Origin of the sequence: Rhodococcus sp. JS3073, assembly GCF_026810085.1 — a bacterium.
Lineage (GTDB): Bacteria > Actinomycetota > Actinomycetes > Mycobacteriales > Mycobacteriaceae > Rhodococcus_F > Rhodococcus_F wratislaviensis.
The window spans coordinates 661,347-685,665 of record NZ_CP113951.1; the positions used below are offsets into that span (position 1 = coordinate 661,347).

Annotated in this window: 25 protein-coding genes and 2 pseudogenes; 9 read left to right on the top strand and 18 right to left on the bottom strand. The window is 66.9% G+C overall.

Features of this window, described 5'->3' with window-relative positions:
• Window positions 1-73: 73 nt before the first annotated feature.
• The 3 genes and pseudogenes from OYT95_RS44415 to OYT95_RS03170 form a co-directional block, all read right to left on the bottom strand.
• Window positions 74-526 (bottom strand): annotated as a pseudogene (locus tag OYT95_RS44415) (respiratory nitrate reductase subunit gamma); the annotation flags it as partial.
• A gap of 225 nt (window positions 527-751) precedes the next feature.
• Window positions 752-1,051, bottom strand: coding sequence for a hypothetical protein (locus OYT95_RS44420; RefSeq protein ID WP_081792387.1), 300 nt, complete (start codon window positions 1,049-1,051; stop codon window positions 752-754).
• Between the two features lie 169 nt (window positions 1,052-1,220).
• The gene (locus tag OYT95_RS03170; RefSeq protein ID WP_037232571.1) at window positions 1,221-1,892 is read right to left on the bottom strand and encodes a HemK2/MTQ2 family protein methyltransferase; all 672 of its coding nucleotides are present in this window, start codon (window positions 1,890-1,892) and stop codon (window positions 1,221-1,223) included.
• A gap of 155 nt (window positions 1,893-2,047) precedes the next feature.
• On the opposite strand from OYT95_RS03170, the gene OYT95_RS03175 reads away from it, so the two are divergent.
• Window positions 2,048-2,443, top strand: coding sequence for an SRPBCC family protein (locus OYT95_RS03175; protein ID WP_037232575.1), 396 nt, complete (start codon window positions 2,048-2,050; stop codon window positions 2,441-2,443).
• On the opposite strand, the gene OYT95_RS03180 is transcribed toward OYT95_RS03175, so the two are convergent.
• The 4 genes from OYT95_RS03180 to OYT95_RS03195 form a co-directional block, all read right to left on the bottom strand.
• Window positions 2,440-3,699, bottom strand: coding sequence for a serine hydrolase domain-containing protein (locus OYT95_RS03180; protein WP_037232578.1), 1,260 nt, complete (start codon window positions 3,697-3,699; stop codon window positions 2,440-2,442). The genes OYT95_RS03175 and OYT95_RS03180 overlap by 4 nt on opposite strands.
• A gap of 65 nt (window positions 3,700-3,764) precedes the next feature.
• On the bottom strand, window positions 3,765-4,322 hold the full coding sequence (locus tag OYT95_RS03185; protein ID WP_268790838.1) for a DinB family protein: 558 nt from the start codon (window positions 4,320-4,322) through the stop codon (window positions 3,765-3,767).
• Window positions 4,323-4,373: 51 nt separating this feature from the next.
• Window positions 4,374-4,973, bottom strand: coding sequence for a YdeI/OmpD-associated family protein (locus tag OYT95_RS03190; protein ID WP_037232582.1), 600 nt, complete (start codon window positions 4,971-4,973; stop codon window positions 4,374-4,376).
• The gene (locus tag OYT95_RS03195; RefSeq protein WP_037232583.1) at window positions 4,973-5,389 is read right to left on the bottom strand and encodes a VOC family protein; all 417 of its coding nucleotides are present in this window, start codon (window positions 5,387-5,389) and stop codon (window positions 4,973-4,975) included. The genes OYT95_RS03190 and OYT95_RS03195 overlap by 1 nt, the downstream gene beginning before the upstream one ends.
• Before the next feature lie 89 nt (window positions 5,390-5,478).
• Between OYT95_RS03195 and OYT95_RS03200 the strand changes: the two genes are divergently transcribed.
• Window positions 5,479-6,432: a helix-turn-helix transcriptional regulator gene (locus OYT95_RS03200; RefSeq protein ID WP_037232584.1), complete on the top strand. Its 954-nt coding sequence runs from the start codon at window positions 5,479-5,481 to the stop codon at window positions 6,430-6,432.
• Between the two features lie 7 nt (window positions 6,433-6,439).
• On the opposite strand, the gene OYT95_RS03205 is transcribed toward OYT95_RS03200, so the two are convergent.
• The 3 genes from OYT95_RS03205 to OYT95_RS03215 form a co-directional block, all read right to left on the bottom strand.
• Window positions 6,440-6,736: an MTH1187 family thiamine-binding protein gene (locus tag OYT95_RS03205; protein WP_037232591.1), complete on the bottom strand. Its 297-nt coding sequence runs from the start codon at window positions 6,734-6,736 to the stop codon at window positions 6,440-6,442.
• Window positions 6,737-7,726: 990 nt separating this feature from the next.
• Window positions 7,727-8,920 carry a hemerythrin domain-containing protein gene (locus OYT95_RS03210; protein ID WP_037232594.1) on the bottom strand — a complete coding sequence of 398 codons (1,194 nt, stop codon included), beginning with the start codon at window positions 8,918-8,920 and terminating at the stop codon, window positions 7,727-7,729.
• A gap of 28 nt (window positions 8,921-8,948) precedes the next feature.
• Window positions 8,949-9,608 (bottom strand): TetR/AcrR family transcriptional regulator, encoded by a 660-nt coding sequence (locus OYT95_RS03215; protein WP_037232597.1) that lies wholly within the window; start codon window positions 9,606-9,608, stop codon window positions 8,949-8,951.
• A 149-nt stretch (window positions 9,609-9,757) separates the two neighbouring features.
• Here OYT95_RS03215 and OYT95_RS44620 point away from each other — a divergent pair.
• Together OYT95_RS44620 and OYT95_RS44625 are read left to right on the top strand one after the other, a co-directional pair.
• Window positions 9,758-10,294, top strand: a pseudogene (locus OYT95_RS44620) (hypothetical protein); the annotation flags it as partial.
• Window positions 10,295-10,524: 230 nt separating this feature from the next.
• Window positions 10,525-11,145, top strand: coding sequence for a class I SAM-dependent methyltransferase (locus OYT95_RS44625; RefSeq protein WP_442972580.1), 621 nt, complete (start codon window positions 10,525-10,527; stop codon window positions 11,143-11,145).
• On the opposite strand, the gene OYT95_RS03225 is transcribed toward OYT95_RS44625, so the two are convergent.
• Window positions 11,111-11,317 carry a hypothetical protein gene (locus OYT95_RS03225; RefSeq protein ID WP_025432377.1) on the bottom strand — a complete coding sequence of 69 codons (207 nt, stop codon included), beginning with the start codon at window positions 11,315-11,317 and terminating at the stop codon, window positions 11,111-11,113. The genes OYT95_RS44625 and OYT95_RS03225 overlap by 35 nt on opposite strands.
• A 297-nt stretch (window positions 11,318-11,614) precedes the next feature.
• Window positions 11,615-13,828, bottom strand: coding sequence for a serine/threonine-protein kinase (locus tag OYT95_RS03230; RefSeq protein ID WP_037232600.1), 2,214 nt, complete (start codon window positions 13,826-13,828; stop codon window positions 11,615-11,617).
• Between the two features lie 324 nt (window positions 13,829-14,152).
• Between OYT95_RS03230 and OYT95_RS03235 the strand changes: the two genes are divergently transcribed.
• Complete coding sequence (locus OYT95_RS03235; RefSeq protein ID WP_037232603.1) at window positions 14,153-15,508, top strand: MCE family protein; 1,356 nt, start codon at window positions 14,153-14,155, stop codon at window positions 15,506-15,508.
• Between the two features lie 40 nt (window positions 15,509-15,548).
• On the opposite strand, the gene OYT95_RS03240 is transcribed toward OYT95_RS03235, so the two are convergent.
• Both OYT95_RS03240 and OYT95_RS03245 read right to left on the bottom strand, forming a co-directional pair.
• Window positions 15,549-16,172 (bottom strand): maleylpyruvate isomerase family mycothiol-dependent enzyme, encoded by a 624-nt coding sequence (locus OYT95_RS03240; protein ID WP_037232606.1) that lies wholly within the window; start codon window positions 16,170-16,172, stop codon window positions 15,549-15,551.
• Between the two features lie 105 nt (window positions 16,173-16,277).
• Entirely contained in the window at window positions 16,278-16,733 is a 456-nt protein-coding gene (locus OYT95_RS03245; RefSeq protein WP_081792388.1) for an SRPBCC family protein, read from the bottom strand.
• 224 nt (window positions 16,734-16,957) lie between these two features.
• Between OYT95_RS03245 and OYT95_RS03250 the strand changes: the two genes are divergently transcribed.
• Window positions 16,958-17,572: a class I SAM-dependent methyltransferase gene (locus OYT95_RS03250; protein WP_037232609.1), complete on the top strand. Its 615-nt coding sequence runs from the start codon at window positions 16,958-16,960 to the stop codon at window positions 17,570-17,572.
• Between the two features lie 30 nt (window positions 17,573-17,602).
• On the opposite strand, the gene OYT95_RS03255 is transcribed toward OYT95_RS03250, so the two are convergent.
• Together OYT95_RS03255 and OYT95_RS03260 are read right to left on the bottom strand one after the other, a co-directional pair.
• Complete coding sequence (locus OYT95_RS03255) at window positions 17,603-17,749, bottom strand: hypothetical protein (protein WP_167344035.1); 147 nt, start codon at window positions 17,747-17,749, stop codon at window positions 17,603-17,605.
• Window positions 17,750-17,840: 91 nt separating this feature from the next.
• On the bottom strand, window positions 17,841-19,142 hold the full coding sequence (locus OYT95_RS03260) for an MFS transporter (protein WP_328286533.1): 1,302 nt from the start codon (window positions 19,140-19,142) through the stop codon (window positions 17,841-17,843).
• 11 nt (window positions 19,143-19,153) lie between these two features.
• Here OYT95_RS03260 and OYT95_RS03265 point away from each other — a divergent pair, with 11 nt between their 5' ends.
• Genes OYT95_RS03265 through OYT95_RS03275 form a run of 3 tightly spaced genes read left to right on the top strand, consistent with a single transcriptional unit; the run spans window position 19,154 to window position 21,280 of the window.
• Entirely contained in the window at window positions 19,154-20,068 is a 915-nt protein-coding gene (locus OYT95_RS03265) for a LysR family transcriptional regulator (protein ID WP_037232615.1), read from the top strand.
• Window positions 20,065-20,826: a 2-phosphosulfolactate phosphatase gene (locus OYT95_RS03270; RefSeq protein WP_037232619.1), complete on the top strand. Its 762-nt coding sequence runs from the start codon at window positions 20,065-20,067 to the stop codon at window positions 20,824-20,826. Before OYT95_RS03265 ends, OYT95_RS03270 begins: the two co-directional genes overlap by 4 nt.
• Window positions 20,827-20,836: 10 nt before the next feature.
• The gene (locus tag OYT95_RS03275) at window positions 20,837-21,280 is read left to right on the top strand and encodes a protein-tyrosine phosphatase family protein (protein WP_268790840.1); all 444 of its coding nucleotides are present in this window, start codon (window positions 20,837-20,839) and stop codon (window positions 21,278-21,280) included.
• An 85-nt stretch (window positions 21,281-21,365) separates the two neighbouring features.
• Here OYT95_RS03275 and OYT95_RS03280 read toward each other — a convergent pair whose 3' ends face one another.
• On the bottom strand, window positions 21,366-23,639 hold the full coding sequence (locus tag OYT95_RS03280; protein WP_037232621.1) for a polyribonucleotide nucleotidyltransferase: 2,274 nt from the start codon (window positions 23,637-23,639) through the stop codon (window positions 21,366-21,368).
• A 312-nt stretch (window positions 23,640-23,951) separates the two neighbouring features.
• Window positions 23,952-24,221 carry a 30S ribosomal protein S15 gene (rpsO, locus tag OYT95_RS03285; protein ID WP_005240682.1) on the bottom strand — a complete coding sequence of 90 codons (270 nt, stop codon included), beginning with the start codon at window positions 24,219-24,221 and terminating at the stop codon, window positions 23,952-23,954.
• Window positions 24,222-24,319: the final 98 nt, after the last annotated feature.

Consider the following 24,319-nt stretch of genomic DNA (forward strand, 5'->3'; position numbering starts at 1 on the left):
GTAGTGGTTCAGCAGTCCTCGAAAGCTGGGCGTCGTCGAACGGCAAACTTTACACGCGGCACCCGGCCGTCGGTCACCAGCCTCGGCGATGTGGTTGCGAGCCGATCAGCTCGCCGTTCCGGGCGACGTCGCGACTGCGGTAGACGATGTAGGGGCGGAACAGATAGGCCACGGGGGCGCTGAACGCGTGCACGAGCCGGGTGAACGGCCAGAGCGCGAACAACACCATCGCGATCGCGACGTGGATGTGGAAGGCGAGCGACGCCTGGGCCATGAGGTCGCCGCGGGGCTGCAGAATCCAGATCGACCGGAACCACGGCGACACCGTCTCGCGATAGTTGCTCTCCTCCCCGACGACGCCGGATCCGAGCAGGGTCGTCGCCAGCCCCGCGACGATCGCGGCGAGCAGCACCGCGTACATCAACTTGTCGTTCCAGGTGCTGCCGACGCTCGCGGCCGGGGATCGGCGCGCCACCCACGCGAACACACCGCCCGTCCCGATGCCGAGGAACACGGCCAGCGTGATGAACGTGACGGCCGCCCAGAAGTCCGGTGGGGGTTGGAATGCGGCCACCACCGCCATCACCACGGTGCCCGCAAGGGACGTGAGCACCACGAACTTCGGAGGTATGCGGTCCGACAGCGCACCGCCGATTGGTCGTGCGATCACCGCGGCGAGTGCGAATCCTGCTGTACGCGTGCCCGCGTCGACGGCGGAGAAGTCGTAGATCGTCTTGATTTAGGTGGGCAGCTAGTTGCTGAATGCCACGAAACCACCGAACACCACCGCATACAGAAACGACATCTCCCACGTGACCCGCAGGCGGGCAGCGGCTTTCAACTTCGGCAGCACCGGTTCGGTGCGCGGTGCGAATGCCGGCGCGTCGCGCATCACGGCGATACACACCAGCGCGGTGACGCCGAGTGCGGGCTCGAAACCAGCCGGTGCCCAACGGTTCGGCCACGATCGCGTGCGTGGGAAGAAGGCCGAACCAGCCCACCATCCGACGCCTCGGCGTACGTGGTCGACAGGGGGCCGATCATGTTCCATGCCCAGAAGTTGATCGCGGAAACCCAGGTGGCCAACGCCAGATTCAGAGTCCGCGCCGAATTCGTTACCTCAGGATGTCCTGAACGCACCCATTCATGGAACCGTCAGTTGCCGCGAGATCGTGGCAATTCGGACAAACATCCGGGGACCTGGCGGCGCCATCGCCGGGTCAGCGTGGAGCGTCGCCGTACCGGAGGTCGGTCGCGGCGAGCACCGCGATGCGCTCGGTGCGCTGGCCCGGCCGGATCATCTCCCGCGCCTCCAGCATCCTCGTGCGGGACGAGAGCGCGGGACCGAACGGCACGTCCTCCGACGCGACCACGTCCACCCGCAGTCCCCGTTCCTCCAGCATTGCCCGGGTCTTGTCCACACCGTTGAGCGTCGACTGGACGAGGAGCAGGGTGCCGCCGGGGGCGAGAAGGTCGGGGGTCTCGCTGCAGATCCGGTCGAGCACGGCGCGCCCGTCGACGCCGGCATCCCAGGCCCGCGCGAGTACCCGGCCCGGCCTGCCGTCGTCCGTCGCCGGCGCGTAGGGCGGGTTGGCCACCACCACGTCGAAGCGCAGGGTCCGGACCGAGTCCACCAGGTCGCCCCGCACGACGCGGATCGTCCGGCGGTTCAGTTTGGCGTTGAGCCAGGTACTGATCGCGGCCCGGCGCGACACGTCGACCGCCGTCACCCACCCCGCTCCCGCCGCGCACGCCTCGACACTCAACACCCCTGTGCCACAGCAGAGATCGAGCACGCGGGTACCCGGTCCGAGATCGCGAGCCGCCAGCACCTCGGCGAGCAGCCCGGTGTCACGCTGGGGGCGATACACCCCGGGCAGACGAACGAGCATGATCGGCTCCCTCCCTCGCCGTTCCCTACAAGCGTGGCCAGTACCCCGAGTTACACGCAACTCGACACGGGCCAATTCACCCGGTGTTCACCTCCGGCCCTCCCCGAACCGCATCTGCGGTGTCTGCCGGGGTCGAAACCGGGTACTCCTCCCCCGTGCCGCATTCCTTCTCAGCTGATTCCGACGCCTCGGTGGATGTCGCGTGGGCGCTCGTCGCCCGGCCCTCGCGCTGGCCCGAATGGGCGCCGCACGTGCGCGGCGCGTGGGGCCTCGGGTCCCCCGAGATTCAGGCCGGCCGGCGTGGCGCGGCGCGGCTGCTCTGGATCGTGCCTGTTCCCGCATCGATCTCGGCCAAGACGCCGGGCCGTTCCTGGACCTGGCGTGTGGGACCGATGACGCTCGATCACGCCGTCGAGCCCCGCGGTGCCGGATCACGGATCACGATGACGATGTCCGCTCCCGGCCCCCTCGACTCGGTGCTCGGCGCCGCCTACGGCCCGGTGGTGCGGACCCTCGTCCGTCGCCTCGCCCGTGTCGCGGGTGAACGCTAACCGACGGCCACCGGCGGCGCGTCGTTCGGAGCGAGTTGAGCGCCGATCTTCCGGAACAGCCTGTCGGCCTCGTTCTTGTAGGCCCCCGTGTCGTCGAAGGCGGCCTGTTCGTAGGTGACGGCGACGGCGATGGCGATCTTCTGGGAGGGCAGATAGGCCTCGGCCGCGGCGGATCCGCTGAACAGCGGGTTCTGCATCAGCCAGTCGCCCACGATCGGCAGTCCGAGCCCGTAGGTGTAGATCTCCGACTGCGGGAAGCAGGTGGTGCAGCCGGGCAGCGCGGTCGTCTTGCCGCGCAGGTCCGTAGACACCATGGCCGCGTAGGACTCGGGCGAGAGCAGTTCGCCCGTGCCGATGGCGACGGCCGTGTCGTGGAGGTCGTAGATGTTCGTAGTCTGGATGGCTCCGTGGGTGATGGTCCAGGACGGGTTCCAGTACGTGGATTCCTCGTAGAACGGCGCACCGGGCGGGATCTGCAGGGCCTCGCGCCGCTCGGACGAGAACGCGTGCAGGACAGGTTCGGGGATCGCCGCCGTCCCCGGATCCGTGGTGGCGTCGAGGCCGAGCGGACCGAGCACCTTGTCCTGCATGAGGTCCGTCATCGGCTGACCGGTGATCTTCTCGAGAGCCAACCCGAGGATGATGTAGTTGGTGTGGGCGTAGTTCCAGTTGGTCCCGGGTTCGTAGAGCAGGGGCTTGGACGTGGCGAATGCCAGGAGTTCCTCAGGCGTCCAGTTGCGGAAAGGCGCCGCGTAGAGGGCGTCGGCGAATTCGGTGTTGCCGATGACGTAGTCGACGTAGCCCGAGGTCATCTGCGCGAGCTGACGGAGGGTCACGCGGTCGGCGTTCGGAAGGTCGGGCAGCCACTTCGACACCGTGTCGTCGAGGCTCACCTTCTTCTCGTCGACGAGCTGGAGCAGCAGCGTGGAGACGTAGGAGATGGCGACGGCTCCGTTGCGGAAGTGCATGTCGGTGGTGGCGGGCACCCCGGTCATCGACTCGCCGAGAGCCTGGGTGACGATTTCCTTGCCGTCGACCGTGACACGCACGATCACCGCCTTCAGGTGGCTCTCCGCCATGGCATCGCGCACGATCGTCATCACCGCGTCGGCCTGCGCCGGATCGGCCGACGCGAGGGCAGATCCGCCGCTCCCGTCCGAGGAGGAGGACAAATCGGAGGACGAGGTGTTCGACGTGCATGCGGCCAGGAGAACGAGGACGCACGTCAACAGGAGAACCCGCCGAGTCGGTGCCATACCCGAGCTTGGCAGATGCGGGCGGCCCCGGGGAATGAAAACCGTGGAGCCGGCCAGGATTCCGGTCAGATTATCGGCCGGCGCAGGTAGAGATCGCGGAGAAGCGCCACCTCGGCGCCGTGATGGATGACTTCCCGGTTGATGTGCAACACCAGTGCCGCCATCGGATAATCCGCGAACGGTCCCTCGCTGGGGCCGCACGGCCGGGCGAACCCGTCGGCTCCGAGGCTCCGGACGCCTGCGGACCAGGCGGCATACTTCTCGTCGAGTTGCGCGAGCGCCTCCGCAGCGGTGCCGGCGTACTCGAACGTCTGATAGTCGACGGGCGGCCCGCCGAAGTGGCTGGCAATCCGCATACCGAAGACGCCGACGACGACATGCCCGAGCCTCCACGCGATGGTGGTGACCGGCGGCGGGTCCGGTGCGGGAAAGGCGAAGTCGATGGTGAACGCGCCACTTCCGGCCTGGACCGGCGCCTGCGACTCCCCGCGCGGGCGCACACTCCAGCCGTCCGGCGCGGGTTCCCAGAAATACTCTTCGTCGGTCAACCCCTCCAGCCGGGGACGCAACTGATGCTCCCAGTGCCAGCCGAGCTGATCGGCAAGTTCGTGCGGCCAGTCCATGTCGTGACTCCCCTCTCCCTTGTCGCCGATCGGACACCGGCCCCGGGTCGCCTACCGCACACCGTCCGGGTCTCGGACCCCCGGATGATTGGCCCGGAGGTTCATTGCCGCCAGCGTCCGCTCGATCCGCCGCTGCCTCGTGTCGGGCTTCCTGGCTGACGCTATCCACTCGAGAATCAACCGTGTCGAAGACGGCGGAAACTTGTCGAAGTTCGCGCGTGCAGCGTCGTGTCGCCCGAACGCTGCCCGCAGATCGCCGGGGACGACCGTGCCGTCCCCGTTCGCCGTGTTCTCCCAGGTCCCTTTGGCCTTGGCCAGTTCGATGGCGGCGAAACCGTGCTCGGTCATCAGCCCCTGCTCGATCATGTCCGCCGCACGCTGCCGGTTCACCCGGCTCCAGGTACTGCGCGGGGTGCGCGGCGTGAAACGCAGTTGAGAACTGTCGGCGTCTCGTCTGCGGTGCAGGCCGTCGATCCACCCGAAGCACAACGCCTGCTCGATCGCCTCGTGGGATCGCACGCTCGGCGTTTCGCTGTCCTTGTGGTGGATGATCAGCCAGACCTCCTTCTCGGACCGGCAGTTCTCCGAAAGCCAGGCACGCCACTGCTCGGTCGTGCAGGCGATGACGGTGTTCACGTCGTGGGTGTCCATCACGCGCCTGCCTTTGCAGCCAGAGTGTCCAGGTAGTGCTGGTTGAACATCACGCCGAGGATGTTTCCGAACGGGTCGGTCACGGACGCGGTGACGAATCCCGGCCCGTGTTCGACCGGCTTCCCGTGCAGGGTGGCACCGAGGGCCAGCAACTGCGCGACGCTCGCCTCCAGATCGTCGACGTGCCAGTAGGTCATCGTGTTCTCGGCTCCGTGTGACCTGTCGGGCGTCGCGAATCGGCGGTCGATGATGCCGAGTTCGTGCTGGTAGTCGCCGATCCGGAACTCGATGTAGGCGGGGGCACCCTCCACCGAGCGCACGAAGTACGGCTCCACTCCGAGCAGTTCGGTGTACCAGGCCTGGGCGGCGGTGAGGTCGTCGGCGTAGAAGTTGACGGTGGTGAGTCCTCGCAACATGGGTGGTTCCCTTCCTCGGTCGTTTACATCACCCATCCTCCGGTTCAAAGTGCTCACCAATTGAGCACTTTCCGGGGGAAACTGAGAACATGCGCGCTGACCGACTCGTCGCCACCCTCTTGCTGATGCAGTCCCGGGGTCGGGTGACCGCCGCCGAGGTGGCGGACGAACTGGAAGTATCCGTCGCGACCGCTCGCCGCGACCTGGAGGCGCTGTCCGCTGCGGGGATCCCGGTATACCCGCAGTCCGGGCGCGGCGGAGGGTGGTCGCTCGTGGGCGGCGCTCGCACCGACCTGAGCGGGTTGTCCGCGACCGAGGCGCACGCCCTGTTCCTGCTGGTCGGCCCGGCGGCCGCCGTCTCGGGCGAGGCGAAGGCGGCGCTGCGGAAACTCGTCCGGGCGCTGCCGCAGACCTTCCGGGCCGATGCCGAGGCCGCCGCCAGCGCCACCATGATCGATCCCACCCGGTGGGGCGAGCGCGACCGCCGCAGGCCCGAGATGGTCGACGTGCTGCAGGCCGCCGTGATCCGGCGGCGGAAGGTTCGCCTGACCTACACGAACAGTTCCCGGCAACGATCCGAGCGACTGGTCGACCCGTGGGGTCTCGTCGACAAGGACGACATCTGGTATCTCCTGGCCGGGACCGAACGGGGGCAGCGGACCTTCCGAGTCGACCGGATCGTCCACGCCGAATCGACGGAGCAGACCGCGGAGCGCCCCGACGACTTCACACTCGCCGCGGCATGGGAAGAAGTGGTCGGCGAGGTGGAACAGCGGCGCTCGACGACCTGGGCGACGGTACTCATCGACGCCAGGTTCGTGCCGATCCTGCGCGATCACTTCGGGCGTCACTGCCACCCGGACGGTGAGGACGACGACGGTCGCGCCCGGGTGCGACTCGCCGCACCGACCCCGTTGGACATCGCCCGGAACCTCGCCGGCTGGGGGTCGACGGTCGAGGTGCTCGAACCGCGATCGGTCCGAGCCGAGCTCGCCCGGATCGGCACAGAGCTCGCCCACAAGTACGCCGGCGAACAGGAATGACCGAACCTCAGTTGGTCAGGTAGCGCTCCACCGTCTCGACCTTCGCTCGCAGCTGGTCGCTGCGACCCGGCCGGATATCCGCTTTGAGTACCAGACTGACCCGCGGAAACTGTTCCAGCAGAACGTCCGTCGCACGCTTCACGACGGCCATCACCTCGTCCCACTCACCCTCGACGGTGGTGAACATCGACGTGGTCTCATTGGACAGCCCGGATTCGCGGACCACCCGCACGGCCGCGGCGACCGCGGCACCGACACTGTCGGAGTCCCCGCCCATCGGGCTGACGCTGAATGCCACCAGCATGTGCTCTCCTTCTCCGGGGATCGATGACCACCATCGAATCACCTCGACCCACAGACACACGTCGGACGGCACCCCTTGTCAGGGGGCGCCGTCCGCGAGCACGAACGTCTGGTTACCAAGCTGCATGGTTGCGCGGGGTGAAATGTGGCCTCGGCGTCAGACATCCCCCCGCCTGACGCAAGCCCACCGCGCTGAGCCCAGTTAGTGGGCCGTGCTTGTGCGTGGGTGCCTACAACTCGTGCTGGGCGCCACGGCCGAGAGGTGGAATCTTCTCTTCCGGTCCAACCTTGGTCTGCCGTGGATCCGTACCTCAGGTCTACCCCGCATTTCCGGATAAGGCAACGAACGTGAGCGCGAACGCCTCCGATTCGCCGGGTGGCCGAGTTGCAAGGTCACCGACCCGGCCCGCTCGGCACGACAGACCTCACTGGTGAGGCGTACAAAGGAAAGACGCCCATAGGCTCGGCAGTGGCGAGACAAGCCGCCACCCGCGCGATCTGCGTTACGGGAAGAGCAATCTCCTCCCCTACACGCACAGAGAGGACTTCGCATGGGATTTCCGTGGGCATCACGGGCACGATCGGATGCGTACTGGGAGCAACAAGTCTCCAGCGAAGCGCGCGTCTCCGCCTGTGGCGAAGCGAAAGAATCCGCACCTGCCGACACACGCCCGACACTGGCCGACCACAGCCTGACTCACCGCAACCCTGACGCCCCACCTGCAGATCACAGCGAGTAGATTCGCCGGCCTCCGGAGACTTCGCTACCGGCGACTCCGCCAACTCGAATCGGTCAGCTTCATATTCGGCACAGCGGCAACTTCATTCAGTCCGGGATGTCCGAATGTTTCGTCACGAGTCTGCCGGCCACGCCGGCACGCGGCCCCGCGACCAGCAGCGGACAATGCCTCGGCATGCCGAGCGGACCGATCGACCACCGCCGGACCGATGATGCTGTGGCCGGAGGCGCGACCCTGTACGTGACAGAACACTAGGCCGTTCGGGGCAGGGGCGACCCTGTAGACGTGTCGGCGTGCGCCTGCCGCCGCAGCGCCTCCAGATTCTGCCGCATCTGCGGCCGCATATCCCGGTGCTGCGGCTGCAGGCGCGAGTAGAGCGCGAGCAGCGGGCGGTACGGCAGAACGTCGATCCGATACGAGTGCGTCACCCGGGTCCCGTCGCCGTCCGCTCTGAAGATGTACGACCAGGTGGTCGAGTCGTGGTACAGCGGGTTGCGTCGATCCGACACCGTCCGGAATTCGAACTTCCTGCCGGGATCCGCGGCGGTCACCTCGCACACCCGCGACCAGCGCATGTGATGTGCGCGGTTGTGCCCCCGGAATCGGGCGCCCACGGTCTCCGGCGACCGTCCCGGTAGCCACGCGCAGCCGCGGCACTCGGGGCTGCGTTCGCTGATGCGGGTGACATCGGCAACCACGTCGTACAGCTGCCCGGCCGGGACGTCGATCCACAGTTCTGCCGAGCCCTCGGTGCGGGGTGGCTGGTGGAGCCGCGGGCTGACGTCGAGGTCTGCGCCCCACCGGGCGGCGCACGCCCGCCGGTATGGTCGTTTGAACGTATGGATCAGCATGAACCGGGTGGCGGGACCGACTTTGCGAACGGTGACGTCGTAGTCTTCCCGGTCGACACCGTCGACAATCCAGTGAGCTTCGATCCCCAGCTCCCGCTTGGTCTTCGAGGCGATGAACACCTGCTGCTCCACGTCGTCCCACTGACGACGGGTCAGGGTGCGGGCGACCACCGGCATCATCTCGTCCTCTTCGCGCTGCAGATGCGGCAGCAGAACTTGTTCGAGAGCGGTGAGGGAATGCGAAAGGTCTTCTCGGGAAGCCGGATAGGCACGGTATTCGGTTGCCGCGGCGGTGACCCGCTCTATCTCGGGGCCGATTCGCGCATGGTCGGCGTCCATCGCGTCGAGCAGTGCTCCGGCGGCCGGGTTCAACTCACGGACCAGCGGCCACAGCCCACTGTCCTCGCCGCTGTGGTGCAGGTGCAGGAATTGCATCATCCACACGAGATGGTCGGCGAGGGTGACCCGCTGGGTCTGCGCGGGCGGCGGCGCCGTGCGCAGCACCTGCGCGGCGCGCGCGATATCGCGGCGCAGCGCGCTGTGGACGATGCGCATGATTCGAGTGTCGGCGGGCGGCCGAGTGTCGGTTGTCATGACCTACTCCAGACAATGTGCCCGAATATCACACCGGGCGGTCGAGGATCTCTTCGATGCGGTCGATCAGCCATGACTCGTAGCGGACGCGACTCCAACCGCATTCGTCCACGAGCAGGGCGTAGACCTGGTCGCCGGTCTGGACCCACAGTTCGTCGACCTGGCCAGGGTCGGCGTGATGGCCCGTGATCAGCTGTGCGACGTCGGCGACCGAGCGCCTGCGCTGCCCCTCCAGGTCGGCGGCCGCCGCTGCGAGCGTGGCATCCGCTGTCGCACCCTGGCGGATTGCGACGGCCAGGCGGTAGATGCGCTCGTTGATCCTGGCGATCATGCGCGCACCCATCTCGATGCGGTCGCCGGTCGTGCTCCCCGTACCGATCGCCGTGTAGACGGGCCGGTCGGCCAACGGCACCTGGGCATCATCGCCGACGATGGCGACCTCCAGCGCCGCCGTCAACAGGCGGGCCTTGGATCCGAACGTCGTGTAGACGGTTTCGACAGAAACCGCCGAGGCCCGCGCGACATCCCTCATGCCGGTGCCGACCCACCCGTGCTCGGCGAACAACCGGGTGGCGGCCTCCAGTACGACCGCCCGCGTCTGAGCTGCCTGCATCCGACGCAGCGGAGAGCGGTACGGGCGGGTCCCAGATCCGCCCGGCTCCGCCGAGTCGTACTCGACCGTCGCCATACCCCCATTCTAGAACGCACGAGTTTTCAATACAACACTGTTCAAGGGATTTACGGGAAGGCCCCTGCCAACCCGAACACGTTGAGAGAGAATCTCTTCCAGCAGACCGCAGATTTCGGGGTCCCTCACACCATGCGCGCCAGGTGTCGATGACGCCGCACAACCGTGTAGGTCAACACGAGCCGACGTGGACCGCGATCGCGGCCAGTAACGCGACCTGCGCAGCGACATGCACCGCAAGCCTGAACAGCTCGAACCCCGCAGTTCATAGTCCCCTCGCGGGGTCCACGACAGTCCGGCGCCGTCCCGGTAAGCCGACCGGACGCACCGGCGACGGTCGTCCGCGACAGTTCCGGGCCAGAACCCCCGTGTTCACATCAGCACGCCTGCCGACTTGTAGGTGCGCACCACAAGTGCGGTCTGCACCTGCCGGACACACGATTACGCCGATCTGCGCCAAGATCTCGCGCTGTGCGGGCTCTTCCGCGACGCCGCCACAGCCCTCGGACGCACCATCGACGACGCCACCCCCACCCGGCAGGGATCCACCGACTTGGGCAACGTCTCCCACCTCGTACCCGCGCTCCACCTCTCCCCCAGCAGTCTCCACCGGGCCTTCGCCGGCGAACAACTCGAATTCCGAGATTGCCTTCTCCTGGGGATTCTCCGACCCCGCGCACTTCGGCCGAGCGTTCCGGACTCGATTCGGGTGCAGCCCGAGCGACAACCGCCACGCCTGGCCCGCTCGCCCTCACCGGGATACCACGACGGTTGGTGTCCGACAGCAGCTCCGATCGGACATGATCAGGTCGTGGCAACCTTCAACGACTACGACACATACGCGTCGGCGTACGACGCCGACATCGAGGACAACGTGTACAACGCGTTGTACGAGCGACCCGCAACATTGGCGCTGGTGGGCGATGTCGCAGGCCGGAAAGTACTTGATGCGGGCTGCGGCAGCGGTGCGCTGTCGCAGGCACTCGCCGCCGCTGGTGCTGCCGTCACCGGCATCGATCTCAGCACCGGTCTGCTCGCGATCGCCCGAAGGCGCCTGGGTCCCGACGTGCCGCTGATCCGGGCGGATCTCAACCAGCAGTTGCCCATTCGGTCATCGGCCTTCGATGCCGTCGTCGCCTCGTTGGTGATGCACTACGTCCACGACTGGTCGAGACCGCTGACCGAGTTTCGCCGGGTACTCGTGCCAGGCGGGTACGTCGTCATCTCGACCCACCACCCGTTCGTGGACTTCAGGCTTGCCGGGCAGGGCGACTATCTCGGAACGTACGAGTTCACCGAGGAATGGGTGAAGTCCGGCGAGACTTTCCCCATGAAGTTCTGGCACAGGCCGTTGCACGCCATGTTCGACGCATTCACCGCAGCAGGATTCACCGTCGAACGCATTTCGGAGCCACGACCGGGTGCGGGGGTGCGCGATCGCTCCCCCGAACATTTCGAGCGGCTCAGCCGTGAGGCACCGTTCATCTTCTTCACCCTGCGCGTCAGGGAAGATGCATCAGCTTCCTGGCGAGGGTGAAGAGACGGCGGGCGAGTCTCACCACGGGCAGGCCCAGAGGAAGCAGGATGACCGTCACGCAGAGCACCCCACCGACGAGCCATACCACCGCCGCGACAATGCCCAGCACCGTGCCGAGGATGGCCGTGAGGATACCCAGCACCACGTCGAGCAGGCCCCGTAGTAATCGCATGACGACCTCCTGACCTCCTGGTTCCAGTCTGCGCGCCGACGGGCCGAAGCGCACCCCTGAAAGCCGCCCGTCAAGGGAGGGAATACGGCTGCACCGCGCATCGTTGACACACTCGACGGTGTTCGACCCAATGCCCCGGGTACCACATTGAAAATTGTCGCTTCGAGCGACCACTTGCCGAGAGGCGCACTGGCGGGCACCGTCACCCCCGACCGGGTCAGACCTACATTGCGTAGCGTGCCTGCGAAGGAAACGAAGCCGCTGACACCGTCAGGTGCCGGCGGCTTCTTGCGTGCGCTACACCACCCGCTCCAGCGCGCGCACGTCGGCATCGAGCTTCCGGTACAACCAGTACACGGCGACGAACGCGAGCCCGGAGGCCGCGCACAAGCCAAGGACCGAATCGCGCACGAGGGGAAGCTCCGCAGGCTCGAGGGTGCTGAATCCGGCCAGCACCCCGACGAGCGGCACGGATGCCGTCACCGCCAGGTAGATCGTCGTTCTTCGGCGCAGCCCACGAAGTACGACGGTGTCGTGCGCAGTCGTGACGCTGTGACGCAGATAGATGGGATAGACACAGCGAACGACGTAGAACGTCGACAGAAAGAATGTGTACGCAACGGAGATGGTGCCCGCGACAAGAACAGTCGTCGCCGCATGGACCATCAGCCGGGCCGGAAGGTCGGTGAACCAGCGAAGGAACATCACCCCGGCCACGGACGCGCAGACGGCGAACACGAACGTGTTCAGAGCACACATATCGCCCCAGACCAGTGTTCGCGACCGCACCCGCGCGAGGACGGCCTCGTCGTAGCGTCTGCCCTTGCGTAAGCCGCGGGGAACCGCGAGCAGATCGCGCGACATGTAGGCGTAGATGAGGACCGCCAGCGGCCAGGCACAGAGGTTGAAAACGATCGTGCTCGTGTAGAGCTTCGAGTAGGTGGCATCGGACAGGCGCTCGTTGAGCAGTTCCTGGAGGTGCACGGCCAGATAGATGGTGGCCAGGCCGATGCCGACCAGCGAGGACGACCACAGGATGGGGGTCGGCGATCGTGACAGTCGCGCCCGCCAACTGTTCGGAGGTGGATAGACCAGGTCGCGGGACCTCTCCTCGAGGCACAGGTCGAGCTGCTGAGCCAATTCCGAACCGGACGGGTAGCGATCTTCGCGGTCCGGCGACAGACACTTCAGGAGCACACGGCGCAACGCCATGGGGCAATCCGGCGGAAGCTCCGACAAGAATTTCGCGTCGACGGGACTTCGCCGAAGTTCGAGCATGCGGGCCAGCGACGTCTCCGACTCGCCGGCGGACGTTTCGTCCGCGAAGGGACGGCGTCCCGTGAGCAACTCCCACAGCATCACAGCGAGCGCGAAGATGTCGCTCCGCGTGTCGAGATCGGCGGCGGTCGCCGGCGAGCCCGGATGGCAGGCTTCGAGCTGTTCGGGCGACATGTACGCCAGCGACCCGCCGAAGTACGCCAGCGGGCTCGTGCCCTTGATGCGATTGCTGGCGCTGACGTTGAAGTCGGCCAACTTCGGAATTCCCTCGGCGCTCAGCAGCACGTTCGCGGGTTTGATGTCTCGATGCAGAACCCCCCGCTCGGATGCGTGCTGAAGCGCGTCCGCGAGTCGGCGGCCCAGCCAGGCGACAGTCTCCGGCCACGTCAGTGAGGCGGCACGTGTTCGAACAGCGGACTCGGTGGGCCGAACCTCACCCTTGGCGGCAAGGACGCCGTCGACGGCATCGAGCAGTAGTTGACCACTACGGTGTTCCGGCGGCGTCGAGCGCAGTAAGTGCACCACGTCGAGCAGCGTTCCCCCCGGTAGATACTGCATGTAGAGCAGCTTCAGCTCGCCGTCGGCGATCAGTCGCTGGTCGAAGATCCGCACGATGTATTCGTGGTCCAGTTGGGCGAGGGTCTGCGGCTCGATGCCGTGGTTGTGGGAAATCTTGACCGCGACCAGTCGTTGCATCGATTGTTGCCGAGCCAGATACACCTGGGCGAAGGCGCCGGACCCGATCCTCATCAAAAGGTCGAAATCGTCGACACGGTCGCCGACATCGATGTTGCCGAGAACAACTTGCGCCAATGGACGGGCAATCATCGTGCTGCAGTAGTCACTCGTCAGATCGTCGAGGTCGGGGCCACCCGCAGTGGTGGCCGCCTCAGCGGCCATGGTTGCCGTATCGACTCCGTGCGCACTTCGGCGCAGGGCGTGGAATTCCTCGTAGACCAGGTCGGCAGGAAGCGGACCCTCCTGCAACTCTGCGAACTCCGCACGGTATTCGGTCAGTCGTTTGGGGAAGCAGTGGCGAACCCAGCGGTATTCGAGGTCGATCTTGATCAGTTCGATCAGAATCGAACGCCGCTCCGCCGGTTCGCGGGGTAGGAACGCGGACAGGTCAGGCGGGGACCCGGACCCCCAAGCCTCTGAAAATCGTGCCACGACGGTGGCAAGCGCTGTGCGGGTTCGTTCGGCTGATTCGACCAGATCGGCCGGCTCGTACATCGGTAGCTCGGAGTGCAGCCCCGGGCGATCACACGCCGACTACGCGCGGTGCGGCCTTGTGTCGTTGTCGACCCACATTGTGTCCTTCCGCCGACTCTCCCCGCTCAAGGGTAACGCTCGGATACGAACGCAGGGGCGGCATAAGCGCGGATCGGCCATGGCGGTCGGGACCGCCAAAGCCGAAGCCTACCGTCGAGTATTTGCCGGTACCTGCGCCGATGCAGCACGAGACCCACCCTGCGCGAGGCACGATAGATCGGGAGGTCGGCGCCGCTGACACGGATTTCAACGGCAACCACCGACGGCGATCGTGAGGGTGGTCGGATGAGCAACACGACATCTGTCGTGGGTCGACGGGTGCTGGGGCTGGTGTTCTTCCTCGTCCTCGCGCTGTTTTTGGCACTCTCCGTCGGCATGTTCGACAAGACCTTCACCAAGGTCGTCGAGGTCGACCTCGTCACGGACACCGCCGGACATGCCCTGCCGCCCGATGCCGACGTGAAGGTCCGGGGCCTCATCGTCGGCGAGGTGCGCTCCGCGTCCTCCGAGGAGGACGAGGTCACCCTGGCCCTCGCGATCCAGCCGGACAAGGCGGAGCTGATTCCGTCCAACGCGACGGCGCGGCTGCTGCCCAAGACGCTGTTCGGTGAGCGCTATGTGTCGCTGATCGTTCCGGAGGGCGACACCGCTCCGCCGATCCAGGCCGGCGACACGCTGCGTCAGGACAAGAGCGGCAACGCCGTCGAGGTCGGCGAGGTTCTGGACGGTCTGCTGCCGCTGCTGCAGGCGATTCCGCCGCAGGACCTAGCGAACACGCTCGGCGCGTTGTCCCAGGGACTGAGCGGCCGCGGCGCCGAACTCGGCCTGACACTCGACCGTCTCGAGGAGATCTTCGGCGGGCTGAACACCGAACTTCCTGCCATCCGGGAGGATCTGCGCGGACTCGCGGATTTCTCGCAGACGTATTCCGAGGCGGGGCCCGACCTCGTCGACGCCCTCGACAACCTGCGCGCCACCGGGAACACGGTCGTCGAGAAGCGAGGTGAGATCGCGCGACTGCTCGTGACGCTCACCGGAACGAGTTCGTCCACCGCGGACCTCCTGCAGACCAACGCCGAATCGATCGTCAGTATCGCCGCCGATTCGCGTGAGGCGCTGCAGCTCCTCGGCCGCTACTCGCCGAGCTTCGGTTGCACTCTGGCGGACTTCGTGAAGGCCGAACCGATAGCCCGAGAACTGCTCGCCCTCGACGATCCCTATCCAGGCGGTCGCGGTTCTGTTCAGTTCGTCAACCCGAAGGGTCGCTATCTGCCCAACCAGGACGAGCCGCGCCTGCTCGACAACCGCGGACCGGCTTGCTACGACGACGTCACCGCACCCGGCGGGAACTTTCCGCAATACCCGGGCGGATCGTTCAACGACGGCTCCTACCAGGTGCCCTCACGAAATCCCGGCCCCTCGACCATCGAATACCTCCCGGCGCCCGCCGGGGTCCCCGATCAGGTCCCGGGGTACGGAGCCGAGGTCACGCCCGCAAGTTACGCGGGTTCGAAGATGGAGCAGGACACGTTGGACGTCGTCTACGGCGAGGCCGGGGGCATGGCACCGGAGGACGTGCCGAGCTGGACGACACTCGTCGGCGCCCCGACCATGAGGGGAACCGAGGTGACCTTCAACTGAATACGTTCAGAGGGCCACCAGCCCCCCGTAGGCAAGATCGTCAGACTGTGGCAGCCAGCGCGGCGACTCCCGGTCCGTCGAGGTCGTCCAGTGCCACCCTCCGACCGGAGACGGCCAGGAGGAGCGAAAGGGCGGTGCCGCTCACCTCGGGACCGTCGCCGATCGATATGTCGGCGTCCGCTGCCGTCAGCCGGACACGGGCCACGATTTCTTTGGCGCCACCGAAGGACGCCGGGGTGCGTGTCTGGAGGCGCAGCGACCTGTCGACGGCTTCCGCCGGGTAGGAGCGGGTGAGTCCCACGGGCCGACGGATGTCCTCCCCGTGAACGATCTCTTCGACGAGCCGGCTGTCGAGGGGCGCCGGAGGCGTCGAGGTGCGCGACGCCACCTGACGAAGCCGCTCCAACGTCTCCTGTGGTGAGGCGCCGCGCTCGCGCTCCACACCGCGTGCGTTCTGGCGGTCGAAGTCGAAACGGGCCCGGGCGAGGGCGACCACGAAACCGAGACGCGTCGTCCGAGCCGTGTCGACCAGGTGGGCGACCACGTCGTGCACGGTCCACTCGCCGCAGAGCGACGGCTCGTCCCACCGCGCCGCGTCGAGACTCCCGAGGTCGTCGATCAGCGCCGCACGCTCCGCGTGCACCATCGACCAGACATCTTCCACAGCTCGCTCCTTCGGTCGGCCACATCGTATGCACGGTAAGACTCGTCGAGACACGGAATCTCATCGCTGCTCGGGGAACGACCGAATGAGAGCCGACCCACATGGTCAGCTGTCGATGGTGAGCAGGTCTGCGAGGTTGTCCAGGCTTGCCTGCACCGTGCGTGAGTACGCCTTCGCGACTATCGGGTCAGCCAGCTTGCCGAAGATTCCTCCGAGGCCACTTTCGCTGTCGACCCGATAGGTGAACAGGGTGCCGCCGTCGATTTCTTCGAGCCTCGTCGTCGCAGTGAAGCCGACCTTGCTCTCCACCGACTTGGACGTGGCCACCTTCAACGGCTCGTACTCGACGAATTCGGTCACCCAGTCGAGGCGCCTACCCAGAATGCGGGTTACCCCGCGCCACCGGGTGCCCACCCCGAGTTCCCCGTCGGTGAGCTGCTCGCATTCAACGGTGGACGCCTCCCACGACGGCCAGTTCTCCGCGACGGTGACAAAACTCCACACTTCCGACGCAGGACGGGCGATGACGACGGACTGCTCGACAACCGGCATGGTGATCATCCTTCTGGTGATGGCTGGATCGGAGTCGACCTGCCTCGTCACGCTCCTCAGGCGATGTAGGGCCAGAAGACAGGAGACCGGTCTGTTTGATTCTCCCCTCTACGCGGGGTCGCTGTCACTGATGGTTAGCGCATCAAAGCGCTGGTAGCGGTGTAGACAAGCCGACGAAACGCCGGCGAAACCGGTGCTGGATCGATCGGCCGAGGAGCAGAGATGGCCGAACCATGACATCGGATCGCCGTACGCTTCGGAACACCTTCGAGTTGGCCGCCGAGAAGTACCACGCCGCTCGGCCCAGCTGTCCGTCGGCGCGCTACGACGAACTCGTCCTCCCGAGCGGACTGCGCCCAGGTGACTCGCTACTGGAGATCGGAGGAGGCTCGGGCAAGGCCACCGTCGAACTTGCGCGGCGGGGCTTCACCATCACGTCGGTCGAACTCGGGCATGAATTGGCAGCGATCGCGCGTGCGAATGTGGCGCCGTTCCCCAACGCCGAGGTGGTCTGCGCCGATTTCGAGCACTGGGAGCCGGCACCAGGCGTGACCTACGACCTCGTGTGCGCGGCAACATCCTGGCACTGGATCGACCCCACAACGCGATACTTCAAGGCGGCCAGTCTCATTCGCGTGGACGGCTACCTCGACCTTCTCGACACCTTCTCCGGTCACATCGCCATGGCGACATGGCAACGGGAACGGCTGTACAGCGAGATTCGTCGTCGAGTTGCCGAGCGGCCCGAACACCGCATCCGGCGGCACTTCGGTGCGGTCCTGCACGTTGCCCGCCGCCGCAACCGGGCCATTCCTCCGAATCCGCACCGCTCCGGCTCGATCCCGTAAGCGCAGGTCGAGACCCGACCGACTCGCCGGTCAAAGCTGCGGAGTGTCGCACGCTTCGGTGTCGCCGTCGAACGCGCACAGGCAATGTGGCTCCGCTCCCCCGAACAGTGCGACCGCCAACCCCATTACGCCCACACCGCCTGCCAACACCGCACCGAGCGTGAACACCTCAGCCATCCGACCGTCCCCCTTTTTCGTCCTGTTCCCATTACAGCAGGCCCCCATGCCGGCTCGGGCTCCGGCCTGCCGGAGAGTTCCCACTCCCGCTTCAGCAGGATTCGGTGGCGACGACGCGACGTGCGGTGGTCGACGGGAGCAGCGCGAGGAGGAGGGCCAGCGCCGTGAGCACGAGGACGAGGACGGCCACGGAGAGCCATTGTCCGCTCGCCCAGGCGAATCCTCCGACCCACCCGAACAGGCTGGATCCAGCGTAATAGGAGACGTTGTACAGCGCAGTCGCCTGTGCGCGACCGGTTTTCGCGTGGGCGCCGACCATACCGGATGCGACGGCGTGGCCGACGAAGAGTCCGGCGGTGATCGCGGCCACGCCGAGGAGAATCAGGACCAGCGGTCCGGCGACGCTCAGCATCGTCCCGCCGGCCATGCAGGTGCAGGCCAGCACGAGCACGGTTCGCTGACCGAACCGGCCGACCAACCAGGCGGCGGCGCGAGAGCCCGCGGTTCCGGCCAGGTACGCGAGAAAGATGAGCGACACCACCGTCGGCGCGAGGTGGTAGGGAGCGGCCTCGAGGCGGAAGGGGAGGTAGTTGAACACGGCCACCATGCCACCGACGAGAAGCGCACCGATGCCGAACAATGCCAGCAGACGGGTATCCCGTAGGTGGATGGCCAGGATCCCGGTGGACGGGACGGGCGATCGCCGGGCCCGTCCGGCGGGTAGCAGCGCGATCAGGATGGTCATCAGGATCGCCAGGCCACCCCCGAGGATCGCCAGTGCCGGACGCCACCCGAGGTGGTCGGCGACCGGGACGACCAGAAGGCGACCGCTCAAACCACCCAAAGATGTTGCCGCAACGTAGGAACCGGCCAATGCTGCGGTCCGCGCCGGCGCCGCGACCTCATGGAGCAGGGTCATCGCCAGCGCCGGTAGTCCACCGAGCGCCACGCCCTGGACGAATCGTCCCGCCACCAGGGCGTCGAACGTCGGGAGCCAGGGGACGGCCACGGCGAGCAGTCCCGCGGTTGCCGCCGCGTACCGCATCGCGGTGGGGCGCCCCACCCGATCCGAGAACCGGGCCCACGGCAGAACCGACAACGCCAGCCCCAGCGTGGCCGCCGAGACCAGGAGAGACGCCTGCGCCGGGCTCACGGACGCGTCGTTCCCGATCTGTGTGAGGAGCCCCTGCGGCGCGTACATCAAGGCAAAGGTCGCCACGCCGGCACACCACAGGGCCGCCGAGAGTCGGCGGTCCGGATTTCCCGTCGGCGGCGTGTTCTGCAGGGCAGCCGCGGCGCGGGCGTCCTTCTCCGTGAGGTGTGTGGCGGACATGACGTCGACGTTAGAACCGGCGAACTGATGAATCCAATGCAGAAGCGTCCACCGACTCATACAGTTGAGTCATGAATAGCGAGTCCATCAAGGCGCTGTTGCCGCATCTTCCCGTCCTCGTCGCCCTCGGCGAAGTCGAACATGTGACTGTCGCTGCTGCGATGCTCGGGATGCCCCAACCCACGGTCAGCCGGATAGTCCGCCGACTCGAGAAGCAACTCGGCACCCCGCTCCTGGAACCCGACGGCCGCGGCGTGCGACTGACGGATGCCGGCCGGACACTGGTGCCCTACGCGCAACGCGCACTCGGGGCCGTGGTGGACGGCCTCGACGCCGTGCAGTCCGAAGACCGACTGGCGCGGGCCACCGTTCGCGTCGCCTTTCAGATGTCGCTCGGCGAGCACCTCGTGCCCGAGTTGATTCGCACCGTCCGCGCGACGGATCCGACGATCCGGTTCGTTCTCAGCCAGGGCGCGCGCCGCACATGCCTCGACACCCTCCTCAACCGTGAGGCCGATATCGCGCTCGTCTCTCGTCTCACCCCACCGCCGGAGGGCCTGACGGTCACGCCGCTGTTCGAACAGCCGCTCGTCGTCCTGGTGCCCTCCGAGCACCCGCGAGCCGCCTCGATCTCGACGACGATCCGTGACCTTGCCTCCGAGCCGATCGTCACCCTCAAGCCGGGCTACGGGCTCCGGGGATCCCTCGACGACCTGTTCGCGCGAGCCGGCGCCCTTCCCACGATCGCGTTCGAAGGAGAGGACCTGCACACCGTGCACGGCCTGGTCGCATCGGGCTTGGGCGTGGGCATCGTGCCGGCCACCGACACTCCCCCGCCCGGGTGCGCGCAGATTCGCCTCGACGACCCCCGAGCGTTCCGCGACATCGGTGCCGCGCGCCTGTCCGGTCCCCCGGGGGCCGCGGTCACCACGGTTATCGCTGCCCTCAGGACCCTCACGTCGTCGGAAAGCAGGGAGACGACGTGAATCGCGAACATCTCCAGCTCGATTACGGCCTCCGCTTCGACTGGGGTCTGCCGGGAGCGAAAGCCATCGGCGCCGCTGCCGACGTCGCGGTCGTGGTGGACGTCCTGTCGTTCACCACCACCCTCACCGTTGCGGTCGACGCCGGCATCGACGTCCTGCCCTACCGGTGGAACGACGAGTCCGCAGAACGCTACGCCCGGGATTCGGATGCCGTCCTCGCCGTCGGCCGCAGCCAGTCGGCGAAAGGGCAGATCAGCTTGTCGCCGAATACGATTCGGCAGACCGCGGCGCCGCGCAGATTGGTACTTCCCTCGCCGAACGGTTCGACCATCAGCTTCGAACTCGGCGCAGGAACCGGCGTGTGCGTCGGAGCGTCCTTACGGAATGCGACCGCGGTCGCCGGCTGGATCGCCCGGTACTGCACATCGACGTCGGTGGTGTCGGTGATCGCCGCCGGGGAAAAGTGGCCGGGCGGCGAACTACGGCCGGCGGTCGAGGATCTGTGGGGCGCGGGCGCCGTGCTGTCCGCTCTGGCGGCGAACGGTTGGGGCGCAGACGCTTCGCCGGAAGCCCTGTCGGCCATGACCGCCTGGCGTGGGGTCGCGCACTCCCTCCCGCAGTCCCTGGAGGCGTGTGCGTTGGGACGGGAGTTGCGTGCCTCGGGATATCCGGAGGACGTCGCAATCGCCGCGGAGGTGGACCGGAGCACCGCCGTCCCGGTCCTCGAAGATCGGGCCTTCCGTACGGCTTCGCAATAGAGTGAGCGCCATGTTCGATACCTGGGACGCCGACGCTCCTGGAGTCCTGCGCCTGCCGTCCGGGCGCCTGGTCCGCGGCCGCGGGCTGAAACGACCACTTCCCGACGGTCCCCTCCCCGATTTCGCCGTCTACCTGCTGGGGCGAACGCCGCCGCCGGTGCAGTGGGATTCACGATGGGTCCGCTGGCCCGATTTCGCGTTGCCGCGAGATCGTGACGACACACTCGATGCGCTGGGTGAGGTGTGGCGCCGTGCCGCGACGGAGCGGGTGGAGGTGGCGTGCGGGGGCGGTCGCGGCCGGACGGGCACAGCCCTCGCCTGCATCGCCGTGCTCGACAGGGTCCCGGCGCAGGACGCCGTCGCGTACGTCCGGCAGCACTACCACCATCACGCGGTCGAGACGCCGTGGCAGCGGCGGTATGTCGGGCGGTTCACCGCGGCACCGACCTCCTGACCCTCCACCGACACCGGACCCGAAGACACCGGCGGCCCCGCACGAGAATTCGTGCGGGGCCGCCGGCGTGATGACCGGGAGAAGGCTACTTCTCGGCAGCCGCCTCTTCGCTCTGCTCGGCCGGAGCCGCAGCGCCGTCTTCTTCGACGGGGATCAGCGAGATCTTGCCGCGGTTGTCGATGTCGGCGATCTCGACACGCAACTTCGAGCCGACGCTCACGACGTCCTCGACCTTCGCAATGCGCTTGCCACTGCCCAGCTTCGAGATGTGCACCAATCCGTCGCGGCCGGGGAGGAGCGACACGAACGCGCCGAAGGCGGTGGTCTTGACGACCGTGCCCAGGAAGCGCTCGCCGACCTTCGGCAGCTGCGGGTTGGCGATGGCGTTGATCATGTCGATCGCGGCCTGCGCGGACGGGCCGTCCGTCGCACCGACGAACACGGTGCCGTCATCTTCGATGGAGATGTTGGCGCCGGTCTGCTCGGTGATGGAGTTGATCATCTTGCCCTTGGGGCCGATGACCTCACCGATCTTGTCGACGGGGACCTTGATGGCCGTGACGCGCGGAGCGAACGGGCTCATCTCGTCGGGGGTGTCGATGGCCTCGGCCATGACCTCGAGGATCGTCGCACGCGCATCCTTGGCCTGCGACAGCGCGCCGGCGAGGACCTTGGACGGGATGCCGTCGAGCTTCGTGTCGAGCTGCAGGGCCGTGACGAAGTCCTTCGTGCCCGCGACCTTGAAGTCCATGTCGCCGAACGCGTCCTCGGCACCGAGGATGTCGGTGAGCGCGACGTAACGGGTCTCACCGTCGACCTGGTCGGAGACGAGGCCCATGGCGATACCGGCGACCGGAGCCTTCAGCGGCACACCGGCGTTGAGCAGTGCGAGCGTCGACGCGCACACGGAGCCCATCGAGGTGGAACCGTTGGAGCTGAGTGCCTCCGAGACCTGACGGATGGCGTACGGGAACTCCTCGACACTCGGCAGCACGGGCATGAGTGCCCGCTCCGCCAGCGCGCCGTGACCGATCTCGCGGCGCTTCGGCGAACCGACGCGTCCCGTCTCACCGGTGGAGTACGGCGGGAAGTTGTAGTGGTGCATGTACCGCTTGGTCGTCTCGGGTCCGAGCGAATCGACCTGCTGCGCCATCTTGACCATGTCGAGGGTGGTGACACCCAGGATCTGGGTCTCGCCGCGCTCGAAGAGCGCGGAACCGTGTGCACGCGGAACGATGGCGACCTCGGCCGACAGCGAACGGATGTCCGTGATGCCACGGCCGTCGATGCGGAACTGGTCGCGCAGGATGCGCTGACGGACCAGCTTCTTCGTCAGCGAGCGGAACGCCGCGCCCAGTTCCTTCTCGCGACCCTCGAAGTTCGGGGCGACCTGCTCGAGGACCTCGACCTTGACCTCGTCGGTCTTGTCGTCGCGCTCCTGCTTGCCCGCGATGGTCAGTGCTGCGCTGAGCTTCTCCGCTGCGGCGGCCTCGACGGCTGCGAACACGTCGTCCTGGTACGCCGGGAAGACGGGGAAGTCACCGGTGGGCTTGGAGGCCTTGGCCGCGAGCTGCTGCTGCGCGGTGCAGAGGCGGGCGATGAACGGCTTGGCTGCTTCGAGGCCCTCGGCCACGATCGACTCGGTGGGAGCCTGCGCGCCACCGTCGATCAGGGAGATCACGTTGTCGGTGGCCTCGGCCTCGACCATCATGATCGCGACGTCGGCGTCGTCACCGCTGCCGGAGACGATGCGGCCGGCGACGACCATGTCGAAGACGGCGTTCTCGAGCTGCTCGACGGTGGGGAATGCAACCCACTGGCCGGCCTTGTTCTCGTCCGAGGTGATGAGCGCGACACGCACACCGCCGACGGGTCCGGAGAACGGCAGTCCGGCGATCTGGGTGGAGGCGGACGCGGCGTTGATCGCGACCACGTCGTACAGGTCCTGCGGATTCAGGCTCATCACCGTGACGACGACCTGGATCTCGTTGCGCAGACCGTCGACGAACGACGGGCGCAGCGGGCGGTCGATCAGGCGGCAGGTCAGGATCGCGTCCGTGGAGGGACGGCCCTCACGACGGAAGAACGAGCCGGGGATACGGCCCGCTGCGTACATGCGCTCCTCGACGTCCACCGTCAGGGGGAAGAAGTCGAAGTGCTCCTTGGGGTGCTTGCTGGCGCTCGTCGCGGACAGCAGCATCGTCTCGTCGTCCAGGTAGGCGACGACGGCGCCGGCGGCCTGCTGTGCGAGGCGACCGGTCTCGAAACGAATGGTGCGGGTTCCGAAGGACCCGTTGTCGATCACGGCGGTGGATTCGAACACGCCCTCATCGACCTCTACTGCGGAATTCTCTGTCATCTCTTCTTTTCACTTCCCTCTCGTCTTCGCCGTACCCGCGGGGGCGTTCTCACCCTCCTGGCGAGAACTGCGCACCTGAGGAACATCCCCCTCTCGAGTTCTCGGGATGTCACTGTGCGGAGGCGGCCGTCGATCGAAGTCCCCCGGACCGTGTCCGGAAGACCACTACCGAAGACCGACACCACATTCTCGGGTGCATACGGTAGTGCTGCCCTCGGCAGCTAACGCCGATAGCCAGCGAGGCCCAGTCTAAGCAAGGCCCCGCCGGCTACCGGAGTGATTTGCGATCGAAATGACCGCTGTGTACGAAACTCAGCGACGCAGGCCGAGACGCTCGATCAGCGAGCGGTAACGCTCGATGTCGACCTTCTGGACGTACTTGAGCAGACGACGACGGCGTCCGACCAGCAGCAGGAGGCCGCGGCGGGAGTGGTGGTCGTGCTTGTGCATCTTGAGGTGTTCGGTGAGATCGACGATGCGCTTGGTGAGCATGGCCACCTGCGCCTCCGGCGAACCGGTGTCGGTCTCGTGCAGGCCGTACTCGCTCAGAACCTGCTTCTTCTCTTCGGTGGTCAATGCCACTGGTTCACTCCTGGTGACGACGTTCGCGTGCAAGGATCGAAACTCGGCGCGGCCACCGCGAACCGCAGCGCACGCCAGCGGTCTACTTTACCAGCTGA

Coding starts and splice junctions, on each gene's coding strand:
- OYT95_RS44420 (WP_081792387.1), bottom strand. CDS start 1,051: ATGGAACATGATCGGCCCCCTGTCGACCACGTACGCCGAGGCGTCGGA.
- OYT95_RS03170 (WP_037232571.1), bottom strand. CDS start 1,892: ATGCTCGTTCGTCTGCCCGGGGTGTATCGCCCCCAGCGTGACACCGGG.
- OYT95_RS03180 (WP_037232578.1), bottom strand. CDS start 3,699: ATGGCACCGACTCGGCGGGTTCTCCTGTTGACGTGCGTCCTCGTTCTC.
- OYT95_RS03185 (WP_268790838.1), bottom strand. CDS start 4,322: ATGGACTGGCCGCACGAACTTGCCGATCAGCTCGGCTGGCACTGGGAG.
- OYT95_RS03190 (WP_037232582.1), bottom strand. CDS start 4,973: ATGGACACCCACGACGTGAACACCGTCATCGCCTGCACGACCGAGCAG.
- OYT95_RS03195 (WP_037232583.1), bottom strand. CDS start 5,389: ATGTTGCGAGGACTCACCACCGTCAACTTCTACGCCGACGACCTCACC.
- OYT95_RS03200 (WP_037232584.1), top strand. CDS start 5,479: ATGCGCGCTGACCGACTCGTCGCCACCCTCTTGCTGATGCAGTCCCGG.
- OYT95_RS03205 (WP_037232591.1), bottom strand. CDS start 6,736: ATGCTGGTGGCATTCAGCGTCAGCCCGATGGGCGGGGACTCCGACAGT.
- OYT95_RS03210 (WP_037232594.1), bottom strand. CDS start 8,920: ATGACAACCGACACTCGGCCGCCCGCCGACACTCGAATCATGCGCATC.
- OYT95_RS03215 (WP_037232597.1), bottom strand. CDS start 9,608: ATGGCGACGGTCGAGTACGACTCGGCGGAGCCGGGCGGATCTGGGACC.
- OYT95_RS03225 (WP_025432377.1), bottom strand. CDS start 11,317: ATGCGATTACTACGGGGCCTGCTCGACGTGGTGCTGGGTATCCTCACG.
- OYT95_RS03230 (WP_037232600.1), bottom strand. CDS start 13,828: ATGTACGAGCCGGCCGATCTGGTCGAATCAGCCGAACGAACCCGCACA.
- OYT95_RS03235 (WP_037232603.1), top strand. CDS start 14,153: ATGAGCAACACGACATCTGTCGTGGGTCGACGGGTGCTGGGGCTGGTG.
- OYT95_RS03245 (WP_081792388.1), bottom strand. CDS start 16,733: ATGATCACCATGCCGGTTGTCGAGCAGTCCGTCGTCATCGCCCGTCCT.
- OYT95_RS03250 (WP_037232609.1), top strand. CDS start 16,958: ATGACATCGGATCGCCGTACGCTTCGGAACACCTTCGAGTTGGCCGCC.
- OYT95_RS03255 (WP_167344035.1), bottom strand. CDS start 17,749: ATGGCTGAGGTGTTCACGCTCGGTGCGGTGTTGGCAGGCGGTGTGGGC.
- OYT95_RS03260 (WP_328286533.1), bottom strand. CDS start 19,142: ATGAGTCGGTGGACGCTTCTGCATTGGATTCATCAGTTCGCCGGTTCT.
- OYT95_RS03265 (WP_037232615.1), top strand. CDS start 19,154: ATGAATAGCGAGTCCATCAAGGCGCTGTTGCCGCATCTTCCCGTCCTC.
- OYT95_RS03275 (WP_268790840.1), top strand. CDS start 20,837: ATGTTCGATACCTGGGACGCCGACGCTCCTGGAGTCCTGCGCCTGCCG.
- OYT95_RS03280 (WP_037232621.1), bottom strand. CDS start 23,639: ATGACAGAGAATTCCGCAGTAGAGGTCGATGAGGGCGTGTTCGAATCC.